Source organism: Prevotella sp. oral taxon 299 str. F0039, from assembly GCF_000163055.2.
In the GTDB taxonomy this organism is placed as follows: Bacteria; Bacteroidota; Bacteroidia; order Bacteroidales; family Bacteroidaceae; genus Prevotella.
Genome location: NC_022124.1, coordinates 544351 through 561127 on the forward strand (window position 1 = coordinate 544351; position 16777 = coordinate 561127).

14 protein-coding genes and 2 tRNA genes are annotated in these 16777 nt (G+C 36.2%); 14 read left to right on the plus strand and 2 right to left on the minus strand.

Going from position 1 to position 16777, the window contains the following annotated elements:
• Window positions 1–32 precede the first annotated feature (32 nt).
• The 5 genes from speA (at window position 33) to pnp (ending at window position 7101) form a co-directional block, all read left to right on the plus strand.
• Entirely contained in the window at window positions 33–1925 is a 1893-nt protein-coding gene (speA, locus tag HMPREF0669_RS02185) for a biosynthetic arginine decarboxylase (RefSeq protein ID WP_009228560.1), read from the plus strand.
• A gap of 271 nt (window positions 1926–2196) precedes the next feature.
• Window positions 2197–2709 carry an RNA polymerase sigma factor gene (locus tag HMPREF0669_RS02190; protein WP_009228561.1) on the plus strand — a complete coding sequence of 171 codons (513 nt, stop codon included), beginning with the start codon at window positions 2197–2199 and terminating at the stop codon, window positions 2707–2709.
• Window positions 2699–3181: a hypothetical protein gene (locus HMPREF0669_RS02195; RefSeq protein WP_009228562.1), complete on the plus strand. Its 483-nt coding sequence runs from the start codon at window positions 2699–2701 to the stop codon at window positions 3179–3181. Before HMPREF0669_RS02190 ends, HMPREF0669_RS02195 begins: the two co-directional genes overlap by 11 nt.
• Window positions 3182–3993: 812 nt before the next feature.
• Window positions 3994–4440, plus strand: coding sequence for a DUF1648 domain-containing protein (locus HMPREF0669_RS02200; protein ID WP_009228563.1), 447 nt, complete (start codon window positions 3994–3996; stop codon window positions 4438–4440).
• Between the two features lie 429 nt (window positions 4441–4869).
• Entirely contained in the window at window positions 4870–7101 is a 2232-nt protein-coding gene (gene pnp, locus HMPREF0669_RS02205) for a polyribonucleotide nucleotidyltransferase (protein WP_009228564.1), read from the plus strand.
• A gap of 391 nt (window positions 7102–7492) precedes the next feature.
• Here the strand turns inward: pnp and HMPREF0669_RS02210 are convergent, their stop codons facing one another.
• Both HMPREF0669_RS02210 and HMPREF0669_RS02215 read right to left on the minus strand, forming a co-directional pair.
• A complete protein-coding gene (locus HMPREF0669_RS02210; RefSeq protein WP_009228565.1) occupies window positions 7493–8104 on the minus strand; it encodes a YiiX/YebB-like N1pC/P60 family cysteine hydrolase in 612 nt (203 codons plus the stop codon).
• 2 nt (window positions 8105–8106) lie between these two features.
• On the minus strand, window positions 8107–8610 hold the full coding sequence (locus HMPREF0669_RS02215) for a zinc-ribbon domain-containing protein (protein WP_009228566.1): 504 nt from the start codon (window positions 8608–8610) through the stop codon (window positions 8107–8109).
• 536 nt (window positions 8611–9146) lie between these two features.
• Here HMPREF0669_RS02215 and HMPREF0669_RS02220 point away from each other — a divergent pair.
• From HMPREF0669_RS02220 to HMPREF0669_RS02260, 9 genes are all read left to right on the plus strand, one after another.
• A complete protein-coding gene (locus HMPREF0669_RS02220; RefSeq protein ID WP_232236445.1) occupies window positions 9147–10559 on the plus strand; it encodes a CotH kinase family protein in 1413 nt (470 codons plus the stop codon).
• 639 nt (window positions 10560–11198) lie between these two features.
• Window positions 11199–11777, plus strand: coding sequence for a DUF417 family protein (locus HMPREF0669_RS02225; protein WP_009228568.1), 579 nt, complete (start codon window positions 11199–11201; stop codon window positions 11775–11777).
• Window positions 11778–12023: 246 nt separating this feature from the next.
• Window positions 12024–12656, plus strand: coding sequence for an orotate phosphoribosyltransferase (gene pyrE, locus HMPREF0669_RS02230; RefSeq protein WP_009228569.1), 633 nt, complete (start codon window positions 12024–12026; stop codon window positions 12654–12656).
• A 48-nt stretch (window positions 12657–12704) separates the two neighbouring features.
• Complete coding sequence (locus tag HMPREF0669_RS02235) at window positions 12705–13124, plus strand: hypothetical protein (RefSeq protein WP_009228570.1); 420 nt, start codon at window positions 12705–12707, stop codon at window positions 13122–13124.
• Window positions 13114–13695 carry a hypothetical protein gene (locus HMPREF0669_RS02240; protein ID WP_009228571.1) on the plus strand — a complete coding sequence of 194 codons (582 nt, stop codon included), beginning with the start codon at window positions 13114–13116 and terminating at the stop codon, window positions 13693–13695. The genes HMPREF0669_RS02235 and HMPREF0669_RS02240 overlap by 11 nt, the downstream gene beginning before the upstream one ends.
• A 75-nt stretch (window positions 13696–13770) precedes the next feature.
• A tRNA-Gly gene (locus HMPREF0669_RS02245) sits at window positions 13771–13843 on the plus strand.
• 21 nt (window positions 13844–13864) lie between these two features.
• Window positions 13865–13950, plus strand: a tRNA-Leu gene (locus HMPREF0669_RS02250).
• A 22-nt stretch (window positions 13951–13972) separates the two neighbouring features.
• Window positions 13973–15643, plus strand: coding sequence for a hypothetical protein (locus tag HMPREF0669_RS02255; protein ID WP_009228572.1), 1671 nt, complete (start codon window positions 13973–13975; stop codon window positions 15641–15643).
• Between the two features lie 45 nt (window positions 15644–15688).
• The gene (locus HMPREF0669_RS02260) at window positions 15689–16690 is read left to right on the plus strand and encodes a DUF4369 domain-containing protein (protein ID WP_009228573.1); all 1002 of its coding nucleotides are present in this window, start codon (window positions 15689–15691) and stop codon (window positions 16688–16690) included.
• Window positions 16691–16777: the final 87 nt, after the last annotated feature.

The following is a 16777-nucleotide window of genomic DNA, read 5'->3' on the forward strand; positions in this document are numbered from 1 at the left end:
AAGCAACTTAAAAATAAATAATAGTAAATTAAATGAAGAAATGGACCATAGAAGACTCTAAAGAGCTCTATAATATAAATGGTTGGGGTGTTTCTTACTTCGGAATTAACGAAGAAGGAAATGTTTATGTAAGTCCTTCTAAAGACCAAACACGTATTGATTTGAAAGAAGTAATGAACGAATTAGCACTAAGAGATGTTACAACTCCAGTGTTATTGCGTTTCCCTGACATCCTAGATAATCGTATTGAGCAAACCGCAAGCTGCTTTCAACAAGCAAAGAAAGAATATGATTATAAGGCAGAAAACTTCATTATTTATCCTATTAAGGTGAACCAAATGCAACCAGTAGTTGAAGAAATCATCTCACATGGACGTAAATTCAACCTCGGTTTGGAAGCAGGTTCAAAGCCAGAGCTACACGCAGTGATCGCAGTTCAATGTCAAAGCGACTCTTTAATTATATGTAATGGTTATAAAGACCAAAGCTATATCGAGCTAGCTCTATTGGCTCAGAAGATGGGAAAGCGCATCTTTATCGTTATCGAAAAGCTAAATGAGCTTGAAATTATTGCCAAAGCGGCTAAGAAACTCAACGTAAAGCCTAACTTAGGTATTCGTATTAAGCTCGCATCTTCAGGCTCTGGCAAGTGGGAAGAGAGCGGAGGAGATGCAAGTAAGTTTGGTTTAACATCAAGTGAACTACTCGAAGCACTTCGAATTCTCGACGAAAAAGGACTCCATAACAGCTTACGTCTTATTCACTTCCATATTGGTTCGCAGATAACAAAGATTAGAAGAATTCAAACCGCACTACGAGAAGCAGCACAATTCTACATCAATTTGCACAAAATGGGCTACAATGTAGATTTTGTTGATTGTGGAGGTGGACTCGGAGTAGACTATGATGGCACCCGTTCTCCAAGCAGTGAAAGCTCGGTTAACTACACTATTCAAGAGTATGTCAATGACTGTGTCTACACATTTGTCGATGCAGCGAACAAGAATAACATACAACACCCTAACATTATTACAGAAAGTGGCCGCTCATTAGCTGCCCATCACTCTGTATTAGTTATCGATGTGCTCGAAACTGCATCGTTACCTAGAATGTCAGAAGAGTTCGAACCAACAGAAACTGACCATCAATTGGTGAAAGACTTGTATGATATTTGGGACAATCTTAATTCTCGTTCGATTCTAGAAGATTGGCATGATGCCGAACAAATACGTGAAGAAGCACTTGAATTATTTGCTCATGGAATTGTAGACCTAAAGACTCGTGCTGAAATTGAGGGCATGTATTGGAGCATTTGTAGAGAGATTAACACCCTAACAAAGCAGTTAAAGCATGTTCCAGAAGAGCTTAGAAAGTTAGATAAACTTCTTGCTGATAAGTATTTCTGTAACTTTTCGCTCTTTCAATCATTGCCAGACAGCTGGGCTATCGATCAATTGTTCCCCATTTTGCCCATACAACGACTTGATGAGCGTCCTACTCGCAATGCAACTCTACAAGATATCACTTGCGACTCAGATGGAAAGATTGCCAATTTCGTAACCAATCGACATATTTCTCACGTCCTTCCAGTTCATCAACTCAAGAAGTCTGACCAATATTATTTAGGTGTTTTCCTTGTAGGAGCATATCAAGAGATTTTGGGTGACATGCATAATCTGTTTGGAGATACCAACGCAGTGCACATATCAGTTAAAGATGGACGTTACCATATCGACCAAATTATCGATGGAGAGACCGTTGAAGAGGTATTGGATTATGTGCAATACAATCCTAAAAAGCTCGTTCGTCAGCTAGAAATATGGGTTGCAAAGAGTGTCAAAGCAGGAAAAATATCACTCGAAGAGGGTAAAGAATTCTTGTCGAACTACCGCTCAGGGCTCTATGGTTACACCTATTTAGAATAAGAATAGTGCGTAACTAAATCGCAACACGCATCGCATTGTAATCCCATTGCAATGCCATTAGAGTAAGAAAAACTGCATGCTGATACCCCATTTATAGTCCTTTCGTCTAAAAGAAGTATCAGAGTGCAGTTTTGTTCGTTATCTACTAAAGTAGAAAAAGAAAAGAACCCCCGTAAAAGAGAGTAAGAAGAGTTGGGAATGAAAATAAAAGTTAAAAACGAATTTCATTGTAACTTTTATGCTTTTCATTCGTCATTTAATTACATAGGAGATGGAAAAAATTAGTTTTCGCAATAATGTTTTGCCACTAAAAAATATCCTTTATCGCCTGGCTTTGCGTATAACGCAGAGCGAAGAAGATGCAAAAGACATCGTGCAAGATACTCTTTTGAAAGTATGGGATAAAAAAGATGAGTGGAATGAGATAGAATCAATAGAAGCATTTAGTCTTACTATCTGTCGAAATCTCGCTCTCGATCGTATAAAGAAACAGGATGCAAATAATGAATCGCTCGAAAATACAACAATACAAGACGTTAGTAGAGAGCTATCTCCATTAGAAAAAACACTGCAACGTGACAGAGTTGAACTCGTAAAGCGCATAATCAATGCCCTACCAGAGAAGCAACGAAGCTGTATGCAACTACGAGATATTGAAGGAAAACAATACAAAGAGATTGCAGAAGTGTTACAAATAACCGAAGAGCAAGTAAAGGTGAACATCTTTAGAGCACGCAAAACGGTTAAAGAAAGATTTATAAAGCTAGACGATTATGGACTATAAATATATCAATCAACTATTAAACAAATACTGGGAAGGGGCAACCACACTCGAAGAAGAGAACATTTTACGTTCATTCTTCAGCCAAAAGGATGTGCCTGGCAGCTTAATACAGTTCCGCGCCCTGTTTGTTTATGAGCAAGAAGATAAAGAACAAAACGTTCTTGGCGAGCAATTTGACGCTCAACTCCTTGCAATGGTGGGCGAAGATGCACCCGTTAAGGCACAAAAAATAACCCTTACACGTCGCTTAATGCCACTATTTAAGGCAGCAGCAATGGTTGCAATCGTTCTAACATTAGGCAATGCAATGGTTGTTTCGATGAGTCCTGATGCAACAAGCACAAAAAACAGCGACGCATTTAGCACCACAATTCATCGTGGAAGCTCAGTTGCAGTAAATGATTCGGCTGTTGTAGACACAATGAAACAAAGTAATTTGTCTACTCAAGAAATGGTAAATCCAATTGATTAAGATATTTTTTCAATGCTTTCTCAATAAAATAATCAATGTTTATAAAACAAATAATGGACTGTGAAGTTCGTTTTTTCTCTCAATTTTTTCATAATATGTAATAGTTAAGTAGATAATGAAGTGGAGATTCTGTGTTGAATCTCCACTTTGCTTTTATATATTGATAATCAATAAGATAGCGGGTGGAATGTAAAAGCATAACTATTGTGTTGTAATAGCATTGTAATTAGCGTATAAAAGCAGTCCTTTTACATTCCAATATCTTTGTAAAACTTCAATAATCTTTTGCCCAAGAGCTTCTTTCATACTATTTTTGAAGATGAATTCCATACATTTTTATAACAAGATATTATAAAATGTTGTTTATAGAATAACTTGCTCGAGTTATATATTGAATTAAAATGTAAATCTTCTCGGTGAAAATAATCTTAAAAAGATTTGTTTATTTTTATAGCTATAGTTATATTTGTGAAATACAATAACTGTTAGTAAAAAAAGAAACCTATAACAATTAGCCTTATTACAACGGGTAAATGTACCGTTTCTTGCATTAATTGTTGTTTTCATTGCACCCCAAAAGCATTGAGAATGATGAGTTTTTCTGAAATATTGCAAATATATAGGCGAATGTTTATTGGTATATTCATCCATAAAAGTCATTGTATTTACAGATGCTGAATGTACGCTACTTGGTGATGATTTATTCAAATCTATACGAAATGCAACAAATAAAGGACTTTTGACACGAATTATTAGTAATCAGTAGTCTGAAACAGAGTTGAGAAATTTAATATATCTAAATATGAACAGTCATGAATAAAGTTATAAAAATCATTAAAATTATGAGTGTTATAGCACTAGTGTTAACTGCAGGAGTGGCAATAAACAGATTATTTACAGGAGCTGAACAGATTATACGACATTGGAATTTTGAAGGAACTGTTGATGGCTATGCTCCCAAAGCTTTTATCTTACTAATTCCTTTATTGTCTATTTTTCTTTTCTTCTTAGTTCAGTATTACATTAAAAATCCATATAAGATGAGCAGAAAGAGTAATATCAAGAAGAATGAATATAACCTGAAGTTGCTAACACTTTATTGTCAAGTTATTCAATTTGTAATTTGCATGTCCCTATTTTATTTAACTTTAGCTTCTGCAGGTTATATAATGTTGCACATTGCAATAATGTACTTGATTGTAATTTTTATGACTATATTTTTCTTTTATATGAAACATAAATTACAATACTTGAAATAAAGTGAAATATTTAGTTCTATCTTCTATGGATAGTTTAGGTTTAAGATAACCACACAATGCAAGTTTAAGAAATGAGTTTTTAATTCAATTTGTTGAACTTGCATTCTCTTTGCAATGTAGGAATATTTTTTCAGTTATAAAAGTTTGAGCTTTTACACCCCAAACACATAGCTATTGCAATGCACCTCATTTGCTTTCGAAAATCAATAAAAATTCCCTCCAAAATCAATAGAAAAGAGATCGCCTTGCTCGCAAATGTCTTTTGGCATATTACAATCTGTAAGTTGCAAAATGTTAATCGAAATAAAAACACGCATAAAAGTGAAATTAACGACCCGAGAATAATGCTTTTCGTTATAAAAACGCTAACTTTGTAAGCAAGAAATTAAAGATACTCGACAAAACAATAAATGTTTTAAATTATTTTAGATGAACGTAATAACAAAAAAAGTTCAATTGTCTGATGGCAGATTCATCAGCGTTGAGACCGGGAAAGTGGCAAAGCAGGCAGACGGTTCTGCAGTTATCACTATGGGAAATACTGTACTTCTCGCCACTGTTTGTGCCGCAAAAGATGCAGTTCCCGGGACAGATTTTATGCCTTTGCAGGTAGATTATAGAGAACAATACTCAGCTGCAGGGCGTTTTCCTGGTGGTTTTACAAAGAGAGAAGGTAAAGCAAGCGACAATGAAATTTTGACTTCACGTCTTGTAGACCGTGCTCTTAGACCACTATTCCCATCGAACTATCACGCAGAAGTGTACGTACAAGTAATGCTTTTATCTGCAGATGGTGTCGATCAGCCAGATGCTTTAGCAGGATTTGCAGCTTCTGCAGCACTTGCTTGCTCTGATATTCCATTCGATTTTCCTATTTCTGAAGTTCGAGTAGCACGCATTAATGGCGAATATGTTGTGAACCCAACATTCCAACAAATGGAAAATGCGGATATGGACCTTATGGTTGGCGCAACAAAAGATAATATATTGATGGTTGAAGGCGAAATGGATGAGGTGTCTGAACAAGAACTTATCGAAGCATTAAAGGTGGCTCACGAAGCTATTAAGCCTATGTGCGACCTTCAAACAGAGCTTTCTAAAGAACTAGGCGTAGATGTTAAGCGTGAATACAATCACGAAAATAACGACGAAGAATTACGTGAAGCTCTTAGAAAAGCAACTTACGACAAATGCTATGCTATCGCTCTTGCAGGCGATCACGACAAGAAGAGCCGTGGAGAAGCATTCGATCAAATCAAAGAAGCATTTATCGAAGAATATAATAATGCTCATACAGACTTAACAGAAGATGAGTTAAGCGATAAACATGCATTGGTAGACCGCTACTATGACGATGTGATGAGAGACTCAATGCGTCGTTGTATCCTAGACGAAGGAAAACGTTTAGATGGTAGAAAACCAGACGAAATTCGTCCAATATGGTGCGAAGTGTCTACACTTCCAATGCCTCACGGAAGTGCTTTGTTCACTCGTGGTGAAACACAGAGCCTTTCTACCTGTACACTTGGTAGCAAGTTAGACGAGAAAATGGTTGATGATGTTCTAGATAAGAGCTACCAACGTTTCTTGTTACACTATAACTTCCCACCATTCAGTACTGGAGAAGCAAAGGCACAACGTGGAGTTGGCCGTCGTGAAGTAGGTCACGGACACCTTGCTTGGCGTGGTTTGAAAGGTCAAATACCAGCAGATTTCCCTTACACAGTGCGTCTTGTGAGCCAAATCCTTGAAAGTAATGGTTCTTCATCTATGGCTACTGTATGTGCAGGAACATTGTCATTGATGGACGCAGGTGTACCAATGAAAGCACCAGTGAGCGGTATTGCAATGGGATTGATTAAGAATCCAGGAGAAGAAAAGTATGCTGTGTTGAGCGATATCCTTGGAGATGAAGACCACTTAGGTGATATGGACTTCAAAACAACAGGTACTTTGAAAGGTATTACCGCAACTCAAATGGACATTAAGTGCGACGGATTGAGCTTCGAAATACTTGAAAAAGCATTGATGCAAGCTAAAGCTGGTCGTGAACATATCTTGAGTAAGATGACCGAAACCATCTCTGCTCCACGTGAAGAGATGAAACCTCAAGTTCCAAGAATTGTGAGCTTAGAAATTCCAAAAGAGTTTATTGGCGCAATAATTGGCCCTGGTGGTAAGATTATTCAACAAATGCAAGAAGAAACTGGCGCAACAATCACAATCGAAGAAGTAGACGGAGTGGGTAAAGTTCAGGTGAGTGCACCTAACAAAGACTCTATCGATGCTGCTTTGAAGAAGATTAAAGCTATCGTTGCAGTACCTGAAATTGGTGAAACTTACGATGGTGTTGTACGCTCAGTGATGCCTTATGGTTGCTTTGTTGAAATCATGCCAGGTAAAGATGGATTGTTACATATCTCTGAAATCGACTGGAAACGTCTTGAAAGTGTTGAAGAAGCTGGAATTAAAGAAGGCGACAACATCACCGTTAAGTTGTTAGACATTGATCCAAAGACAGGCAAATACAAACTTTCTCGTCGTGCTTTAATGCCAAAACCAGAAGGTTATGTAGAGCGTGAACGCCGTCCTCGTCGTGAAGATCGTGGCGAACGTCGTCCTCGTCGTGAAGGAAATAACGACCAACACAACAACCAATAATAATCAGTTGAATAGAAAATAGCAGGTAGGCAGACATCTGTCGCTCGCTAAAACAATAATAAAAGCATTCTTATCCGCACCGCTTTGGTGCATGGTAAGAATGCTTTTTTGTATAGATAAACTTCGTGTTGAAAAAGAATAGCATTGTTATTGCATCGCAATGTCAATGCTATTGCGTGGTGAAAGCACTGCCTTTACATTGCAAAAGCACCGCTTTTAGAACATCGCTTGTGCTGAATAACAATAGAGATGTTGTTTTGAAACGATATAAGCGTATTTCAAAAGGAGAGAAAGAAGTGGGAGAGAAGGGCATATTGAGGCTTGTTCTTCTCTTTAGAAGAACTAGAAAGGATATTTTTCGAGCAAAAAAATGGGTGTTCTTTACGTCTTATTATTCCTTTATTTTCTTTTGCTTGTCGTTTGTTTCATTGGGCATTATATCCGAAGGTAGAATACATGTTTTGTTGAAACCCAATAAATTGATATGGTGTCTTCTTCCTTTAGAAATGTCAATACCTACGTGGTTATAAGCTCTCCATACTAATTCTGTGCAATAGAATGTAGTAGTATCGTTTATATCAAAGTCTTTATCGAAGGGCATACCAACCTTTTGTAAGGCATATTTTATTGCTCTTTTGGTTATCTTCTCGTTAGATGAAACACGAATAACCTTTGCTTTTATACATTTATCGGGTTGTATAAAAGAACTAATAGATTCGTATTTAACGGTATCTAACTCATTTTCTGTCTCATTAGGAACGGCATGAATAACCCTCCAACCATCTTTTGTGTGTAGTATTATTCCAACATGTGAATAGCTACTGCTATCTAAATTTGTTACAACTTGACTTTCGGTGCTTCTGCCTTCTCTAAAAATAAGATCGCCATCGTGTAGAGATAGCGTGTCGATACTGACAGTAACGACTTTCTTCTCACATTTCTTATTGCACGAATGGAATAGAAACATGAGAACGATGAGAAACGTAAACTGCCAGTATCTCATATCTATTCCTCATTATTACTATTGGAATCTAAGGATTTGTTCATCTTGTCTAATTCGTCTTTATCGATGAAAGTAAAGACATTTCCTAAGATTCCGATAGATAAAAGCTTTGAATCTTTGCCATTACTGAATGTTCCTGTACTAAAAAGAAAATATTTATTTACTTTTAGTTTGCTATTAAGTACTTTCTCAATTACTACACCTCCCATTAAAGCATCCATCGCATTTTTGTTTTTATTTGATGTTTCAAGAACATTTGCCAATTCAGTACGTATTGATTCTACGTGTTTCTCCTTATCGGGACATGTGACTCCTAAAAGAAGACAAATAGCTAAAGGTAGTGCAATGTATAAGATTTTCTTTAAAGGATAGTTGAATTGGGGGACTTGTTGGGGTGTTTCTTCTGCGTAACTTGTTTGTACAGACTGGTTTTTAGCTTTGCTACATTGAGGACAAAAGTTTTCCTCTTCTTTTAATTGAGTGCCACATTTTGAACAGTATTCCATAAGATTTATTTTAAAAGTTAATATTATTGTATGCTATAATAACAATGGGTTTTCCCATAATGATAAAAATATACAATGTTTTGAATGTCGATTTTATTTAGGTTAGCCCATATTAGAAACGTAATACACTGATTAGTATGTGGACAAATATACAAAAAAAGATTGAAACGATATATCAAAAAGAGAACTCTTTTTATATTATAAGAGGTGTGTAAGTTAGTGTTTTTTTAAATAGAAGCTTAAAGTAATTTTAATTAGATTTATAGAGTCATTCTTTGTTTTGCTGATATTGTAGAACTTCATTGGAAATTTCTTTTTTTTGCAAATACTATTGCTCAATTTACTATAGTTTAAGTTTAAAAAATATTTCTTGTAAATCTAAAAAAGTTGTAATTTTGTTGTCAATTATTATAGTATTTTTATTATGTATAAGTATATTAAGGTTGGGATGAACTTTATGAATTGTTAGGCTAGTTTACGATTTTAGTTTATTAAGCCTGTGTTACATTTACATTAAATTATAGGGAGATATGTTCATGAACTTTTTTCGTTTTGTAATTTTCTTGGTAATCTTTTTCTTGAATAACCTTTTTGCACTTTCACAAGAGAGTTACTTAAGGGAAAGGAGATTCGTTCCTCAATTACATCTTAAAGGAGAGTTTGGTTATACGTATTCGAAAGGTACAGTTATACTGATAGACCTTCAGAATGCAGATACTGTGACTTGTACGGCAAAGGTAAAATGGCGTGGGGCCAGTTCTAATATTGTTGGTAAGCATAAACGTAATTATAGGATAAAACTGACTACAGATCAATCCTTTCTCGGAATGAGAAAGGATAAAGATTGGATTTTAGATGCAGGTCAAGCTGATGTTTTTCGACTAAGAAATCGTGTTGCTACAGAATTGTGGAATGATTTTGCTCGTAAGCCATATTATTTGGATCGTGAACCTAAGGTCTTGACAGGTGTACGTGGGAAGGTTGTAGAGGTCTTTCTTAATGATGAGTATCGAGGAGTTTATTGCTTAACAGAGGTTGTGGATCGTAAAGAACTTCGTTTAAAAAAGAATAACGGAAATATTATTCATGGCCAACTTTGGAAATCTAAAGGGTATGGTGCTTCTTTGATGAGTGGAGATATTCCATTTTATGATAATACTTCAGATGTCTGGGATGTTTTTGAGACAAAATATCCTGAGTTTAAGGATGGGATGCAGGCTGATTATAAACCGCTTTGGCGTTCGATAAATTTTGTGTCAAAGAGTTCTGATAAAGATTTTAAGGATTCGGTTGCCTATTACTTTGATTTGCCAGTTGTGGAGGATTATTACATTTTTGTACAAACCTTGAATGCGGTAGATAATATAGGTAAAAATCTTTATATGGGAATCTATGACCAACAAACAAGTCCTATGATAACCTTTTCTGTATGGGATCTGGATCTATCTGTCGGTAGTATTTATCTGAAAAATTATAGTGAGAAATTTATTTCGCCAGAATATCCTTTGGAGAATATGAACTTGATAGAGCGTCTTATACGTACTGATGCTGCAGGTTTTAGAGAAAAAGTAAGAAAAAGATATCAAGACGCAAGACAAAATATCCTATCTACTGATAGTCTCATTGCTCGTTATCGCCACTATTATGAGCTTCTAAAGGAAAGTGGTGCTGCTGCGCGAGAGGAGAAAAAGTGGAGTGGGGATACTGATGTATCTGGTGCTGAAATAAATTTTGATAAAGAAATTAATTATATTTCTAATTGGATTACCCGGCGAATGAGATACCTTGATGCGCATGTATTCTTTCTTCCTACAGGTTTGAAATCTATAACAAATTCTAATATAAAAGAGAATGAAGCGTATTATACGCTAGAGGGAATAAAGTTGAATGGGAAACCATGTCATAAAGGGATATATATATATAAAGGTAAAAAGGTAATGCTTCGTTAGCACTATTAAAACAGAAGCAGGGAAAATATCAATACTTGGTCTAAAAAAAATGAGGATGAAGGAAATACGTATTCTATAGTTTTCTATTCTATGTCTGTTATGTTGTTCTTGGAAATTCTTTCCTGATTATTGGAATAAACTATTAATGAAATGATTGCTGTCTTATTAAGAGGTATATGATACTACTTATATTGTTTTGGGGGTATTAAAAGGAAAACGGATCGTAGCTTGTATAAAATAAAAAGAGTGCTCATGAAAAAACATTTTATGAATGATTAAAGCTTTCAACGTTGCTTTGTTTGTTATAGTAAACTTTAGGCAAATAGAAGTAAAGGGCTACCATATTAAAAGGAAAGACCCTATAGGTGATAATTATTTTAGCTTTACTTAAAGTATTCGTTATGAGTAGATTAAGGTGAAGAAATGCCCATAGATAGTTTTTATCTATAATTTGATAGATAAAATAAATTACGGTTTTGAAGTATAATCGTATTTAAATTGTTAATTTTGTAATCGATTATAATAATAAGAAGAATCAGAAGATAAAACTATTCAAGTCGTTCTTACTAAAAAGAAAGACTTATTACCGTGAATAACATAATATAAAATAGAAAATAAATAATAAACAAATAAGAGATTATGAAAGAATTAGTGCATGGGCTACTCACAGTAGCTGCCAACTTAAATAAGTTTGGCTTGAATTTCTTACGTGTAGGAATATTCATCGTTTTTGTGTGGATTGGAGGATTGAAGTTTGCTAAATACGAGGCAGATGGTATTGTTCCATTCGTAGCAAATAGTCCATTTATGAGTTTCTTCTATGAAAAAGAGGCTCCAGAGTATAAGCAATATAAGAACAAAGAAGGTGAATTGGTGCTTAAAAATCGCCAATGGCACGAAGCAAACAATACATATGGTTTTTCAAAAGGATTGGGAATTCTTATTATGTCGATTGGAGTTTTAACCCTATTGGGTATCTTCACACCTAAAATCGGTATCTTTGGAGAGCTACTTGTGATTGTGATGACAATAGGAACATTATCGTTCTTAGTGACAACCCCAGAATGTTGGGTGCCAAATTTGGGAAGTGAAGAGCATGGATTCCCGTTGCTTTCGGGCGCAGGTAGATTGGTGTTGAAAGACATTGTTATTCTTTCAGGAGCCGTAGTACTGCTTTCCGACTCTGCAAAGAAATTGTTATCTCAATGTAAATTATAAGAACTCGAATTTCAGATAATAATAAACGGTAAAGCATATTATGAGGCTTTAGGATATGGTTCTTGTCGAAAGGCAAGAACCATTTTTCTTTTTTAGTTCCCGAAAGATAAGTAATGTGAAAATAAACACAATGGGCATAAAAAACGATTTTATTTCCGATTTGTCGCCTAACTTCGTGTTTTTTCAACTATCTTTGCAATAATAATATTCTACAACTCATTGTATCACATACTAAAAGAAATAATAATGGATAATTTGAGAACCCTTTTTGCAGAGAAACTTTTAAAGATTGAAGCTATAAAAGTTCAACCAAACAACCTTTTTACATGGGCAAGTGGCTGGAAATCGCCTTTCTATTGCGATAATCGTCAAACCCTTTCTTATCCAGATATTCGCAGATTTGTGAAGTTAGAAATGGCTCACGCTATTTTAAAACACTTCCACAATGTAGACGCTATTGCTGGTGTTGCAACTGCAGGTATCCCACAAGGCGCACTTGTTGCAGAAGAATTAGGTCTTCCTTTCTGCTATGTTAGAAGTAAACCAAAAGATCATGGTTTGGAAAACCTTATCGAAGGAAAGCTAAAAGAAGGCTCAAACGTTGTTGTTATTGAAGACTTAATTTCAACAGGAGGTAGCTCTTTGAAAGCAGTAGAGGCACTTCGTCGCTCAGGAGCTAATGTTGTTGGTATGGTTGCAGCATTTACTTATGGTTTTGATGTGGCACAACAAGCATTCGAATCGGCAAATGTTCCATTGGTAACTCTAACAGACTATGAGCATGTAGTGGCAAAAGCACTAGAAATAGGTTATATCAAAGAAAATGATATCGCATTACTTGATAGCTGGAGAAGTAATCCTTTAGAATTCGGTAAATAACGAAACGCTTTCGAAGAATAGCACAATTATAAATCAAAAGAAATAGACATGTCGAGTAAATTCGAAAGTAGCGTACGCCAAATACCCTATAGTCAAGAGTTAGTATATAACACTTTAAGTAATTTAGAGAACCTCGAAAAGGTGAAAGATCGTCTTCCAGAAGATCAAATCAACAACCTTTCGTTTGATAATGATAGTATATCAATTAGCGCAGGTGCTGTTGGTTCGGTGAAATTGAGAATCATTGAACGTACAGAGTTCGATTGCATTAAATTCGAAGCGCAAGAGAGTCCGTTGCCATTTAACTTCTGGATTCAGATTCTTCCAGTGACTTCGGATAGCTGCAAGATGAAACTTACCATCAAGGCAGAGATAAGTATGTTCTTAAAGCCAATGGTGAGCAAGCCTTTAAATGAAGGTATTGAAAAACTTGCAGATATACTTCAAAGCATTCCTTATGGTCAATAATATCGCAAAAAGAATCGTCCCACTTTGTGTTCTCTTATTATTAATAATAGGTGTGGGCTGTTCTGGCGATGAATTTAAATATACAACAAAGCACGCCAACTTTGTGTTTGATACCCGTTTGCATGGTCATTCGGTAGCATTGGCAACAGCCTTAGGCAATGTTGGCGTGTTTTGCTCTGTATCAGAAACCCTTTCTGGCGGACAAAGAAGTTTTCGCTTTGATAACCATCAGGGCTTGGTTGATGTCGTTCCGTTTAATGCAATCGATGCACGACAAACCCAAATAATAGGGCAAAACAACCTTCTTATAATTGGATATGGCAATTTAGATACACCAGCTCCATTCTTTGCTTACGATGGAGAGTGCCCTCATTGTTTCGACAATAATGCTATTCCTCTAAAAAGTTATCCCCTTTCGGTGAATAGTACAGGTATAGCACAATGTAAAACCTGTAAAAGAGCTTTTAATCTCAATACAGGTGGAAACATGATTCAAGGTGAAGGACGTTATCGTTTGGTTGTTTATCGTGCTTCAAACACTCCAAAAGAGGTTGTAATAGTAAAGAATTAAAGATATAATGTTAAATAATGTATATTGCTATTGCATTTTAAATTATTTGCATTACCTTTGCACCCAGTAATAAAAGCGGAAATAGCTCAGTTGGTAGAGCACAACCTTGCCAAGGTTGGGGTCGCGAGTTCGAGTCTCGTTTTCCGCTCTTTTACTTTCTAATTAGGCTACCGCAATGGTGGAATTGGTAGACACGAGGGACTTAAAATCCCTTGGCCAGTGATGGCTGTGCGGGTTCGAGTCCCGCTCGCGGTACAATCCTTAAAACATTAAACCTATGTCTAGAAATGCCATTCTAACAATTTCTGTTTCTACTTTATTCCTTTTTACATCTTGTTCTAAATTAAAAAGCTTGTCAGCAGATAAGTTTACAGTAGTTCCAACACCATTAGAAGTAAAGGCAGGACAAGTAGATGCTACCATTACAACATTGTTTCCAGAAAAGTATATGAAGCGCAATGTAGTGCTAACTCTTGTTCCTGAGTTGCGTTCTAGTGATGGTTCGGTTGTTAAAGGCACTTCGGCAACATTTCAAGGAGAAAAAGTTTTCGGAAATAATCCATCGGTATCTTATCGTTTAGGTGGACGTTTTACCATCAAAACTGCGTTTACATATAGTCCAGAAATGCAAAAAAGTGATCTTTATGTCACTTTCAATGCATTGAAAGGAAATAAGAAGGTTAATCTAAATCCTGTAAAAATAGGTTATGGAGTGGTTGCTACTTCAGAACTATATAAAAACATCTTATTCGAAGATGGAGGCTGTTTGGCTCCCGATTCTTTTGAACGTGTAAAGAAAGAGAAGCAAGAGGCAAACATCAAATTCTTGGTAAATCAAGCTAATTTGCGTAAGAGCGAATTACAAAGCAATTCTATTTACGACTTTGTTCGCATGCTCAAGAAAATCAATAGCGAGCGTGAAAGCCTTATATTAAATAATATTGAGGTGAAAGCTTATGCATCTCCAGAAGGTGGTTTCAGCTTTAATGACAAACTTGCGAATAAGCGCCAGAACACAGGAGAAGGCTATGTGAAAGATCAACTCAAGGCTAATAAGATGTCAACTGCCATCGATGCAGGTTATACCGCACAAGACTGGGAAGGCTTTCAAAAGCTTGTTCAAGTGTCAAACGTACAAGATAAAGACGTAATTTTGCGTGTTTTGTCTATGTATAAGGATCCACAAGAACGTGAACAGCAAATAAGAAACATGAGTGAAGGCTTTAGAGAGCTTGCAAATGGAATTCTTCCAGAGCTTAGAAGAGCACGACTTGTGATCAATTATGAAGTTGTTGGTCGTAGTGATGATGAGATTGCAGAGCAATATAAGAAAGATCCTGTTAACTTAAGTGCCGATGAATTGCTTTATTATGCAACTCTTGTAGATGGTACAAAGATAGAAGACGTGTATCAAACAGCAGCTCGTTTGTATGATAAAGACTACAGAGCGTTCAACAATCTTGCTATTCTTGAACTAAAGAAAGGCAACGAAATAAAGGCGAAGTCTTATTTAGAGCAAGCTTTAAGATTGAATAGAAAGGCGCCAGAAGCCCTTGCAAACCTTGGTTTGATAGACTTAATGCATGGTAATCTTGCGCAAGCCGAACTACAAATAGCAAATGCTTCAGGAACAAATAACACTGCTTATGCTACTGCAGCCCTTGCTTTTGCAAAAGGAAAGTATGCAGATGCCGAACGATATTTAGCCGATTCGAATACCAATTTAGCAGCTCTTGCTCAATTGATGAATAATAACTATGTTGCAGCAGCGCAAACTTTAGATGAAGTAAAGCACAAAACAGCCTATACACACTATATTCATTCCATAGTAGCTGCACGTAGAGGCAATAAATTCTCAGCATCTTCTCACCTTGAAGAAGCATTAAAACTCAATCCATCTTTAAAGACTTATGCCGATAAAGACTTGGAATTGAAATTCATTAAGTAAGATAATGTGAATTAAAAGGGTGTTAGATTCCCTTTAATAACATATATGAAACTATTCGCTTATATAGCAACACTCACCTTGATTATGGTTTCTTGTGGTACCGATAGCCAGCATTTTAAGCTAGAGGGACGCTTGTTAAACCTCAATCAAGGTGAGTTTTATGTTTATAGTCCCGATGGAGGCATTGAAGGATTCGACACAATACGAGTAGAAGCAGGTCGTTTTGTGTATCAAACAGAGTGCGAGCATTCTGCAATCTTAATGCTTGTCTTTCCTAATTTTAGCGAGCAACCTATCTTTATGGAGCCAGGTGAGAGTGTAACACTTGATGGGGATGCATCGCATTTGAAAGAAATCACCACCAAAGGAACAAAAGATAATAAGTTGATGAATGGTGTTCGAGAGCAAATGGCATCGGCATCGCCACCAAAGCGTATTATTTATGCAAAGCAATTTATAGAAGATCATCCCGAGTCGATCGTTAGTTCATATTTGCTTTACAAGTATTTTTTACAAACCACCACGCCCAATTACCCACTTGCAAAGCAACTTTTAGCATTGATGTTAAAAGAACAGCCCCGCAATGGCTTCTTAGTTCGTATGCAACAGCAGATTGAAGGACTTGCCAACACAGAAAAAGGCAAGGTGTTATCCTCTTTTTCAGTCACCGATATCAAAGGAAACACCATTTCAAGTGCAGCCCTTTCAAAAGCTAATTGTGCCGTTATCAACGCTTGGGCAACATGGGATTACAACGCATATTCAACACTTAGTACTTTAAAAGAACTCAAAAATACAGCAGGAAATAAACTCTCGATCTTAACCGTTTGTGTCGATGCATCGAAAGAAACCGTTAAGACGGCAGTAGAATCGAACGAACTTTCTTGGAATATTGTTTGCGATGAGCAACTTTTTGGCGGTAAGTTCATCCGCTCATTAAGTTTCTTTTCGCCCACAGATAATATCGTGTTACATCGTGGAAAGATTGTAGCTCGAAATTTAAATAATGAAGAGTTAAAGAAGAAAGTAGAAGAACTCACTCGATAGGGCATAGCTCCTATACCCCTAAACGACAACCTTTATCCTAAAAGAACATCAAAAACGACCTCTTGTTCTCCTTCCTTTCCTTCATCT

Bases quoted from the DNA above. Each gene is read 5' to 3' on its own strand.
- speA (WP_009228560.1), top strand. From the start codon at position 33: ATGAAGAAATGGACCATAGAAGACTCTAAAGAGCTCTATAATATAAAT.
- HMPREF0669_RS02190 (WP_009228561.1), top strand. From the start codon at position 2,197: ATGGAAAAAATTAGTTTTCGCAATAATGTTTTGCCACTAAAAAATATC.
- HMPREF0669_RS02195 (WP_009228562.1), top strand. From the start codon at position 2,699: ATGGACTATAAATATATCAATCAACTATTAAACAAATACTGGGAAGGG.
- HMPREF0669_RS02200 (WP_009228563.1), top strand. From the start codon at position 3,994: ATGAATAAAGTTATAAAAATCATTAAAATTATGAGTGTTATAGCACTA.
- pnp (WP_009228564.1), top strand. From the start codon at position 4,870: ATGAACGTAATAACAAAAAAAGTTCAATTGTCTGATGGCAGATTCATC.
- HMPREF0669_RS02210 (WP_009228565.1), bottom strand. From the start codon at position 8,104: ATGAGATACTGGCAGTTTACGTTTCTCATCGTTCTCATGTTTCTATTC.
- HMPREF0669_RS02215 (WP_009228566.1), bottom strand. From the start codon at position 8,610: ATGGAATACTGTTCAAAATGTGGCACTCAATTAAAAGAAGAGGAAAAC.
- HMPREF0669_RS02220 (WP_232236445.1), top strand. From the start codon at position 9,147: ATGAACTTTTTTCGTTTTGTAATTTTCTTGGTAATCTTTTTCTTGAAT.
- HMPREF0669_RS02225 (WP_009228568.1), top strand. From the start codon at position 11,199: ATGAAAGAATTAGTGCATGGGCTACTCACAGTAGCTGCCAACTTAAAT.
- pyrE (WP_009228569.1), top strand. From the start codon at position 12,024: ATGGATAATTTGAGAACCCTTTTTGCAGAGAAACTTTTAAAGATTGAA.
- HMPREF0669_RS02235 (WP_009228570.1), top strand. From the start codon at position 12,705: ATGTCGAGTAAATTCGAAAGTAGCGTACGCCAAATACCCTATAGTCAA.
- HMPREF0669_RS02240 (WP_009228571.1), top strand. From the start codon at position 13,114: ATGGTCAATAATATCGCAAAAAGAATCGTCCCACTTTGTGTTCTCTTA.
- HMPREF0669_RS02255 (WP_009228572.1), top strand. From the start codon at position 13,973: ATGTCTAGAAATGCCATTCTAACAATTTCTGTTTCTACTTTATTCCTT.
- HMPREF0669_RS02260 (WP_009228573.1), top strand. From the start codon at position 15,689: ATGAAACTATTCGCTTATATAGCAACACTCACCTTGATTATGGTTTCT.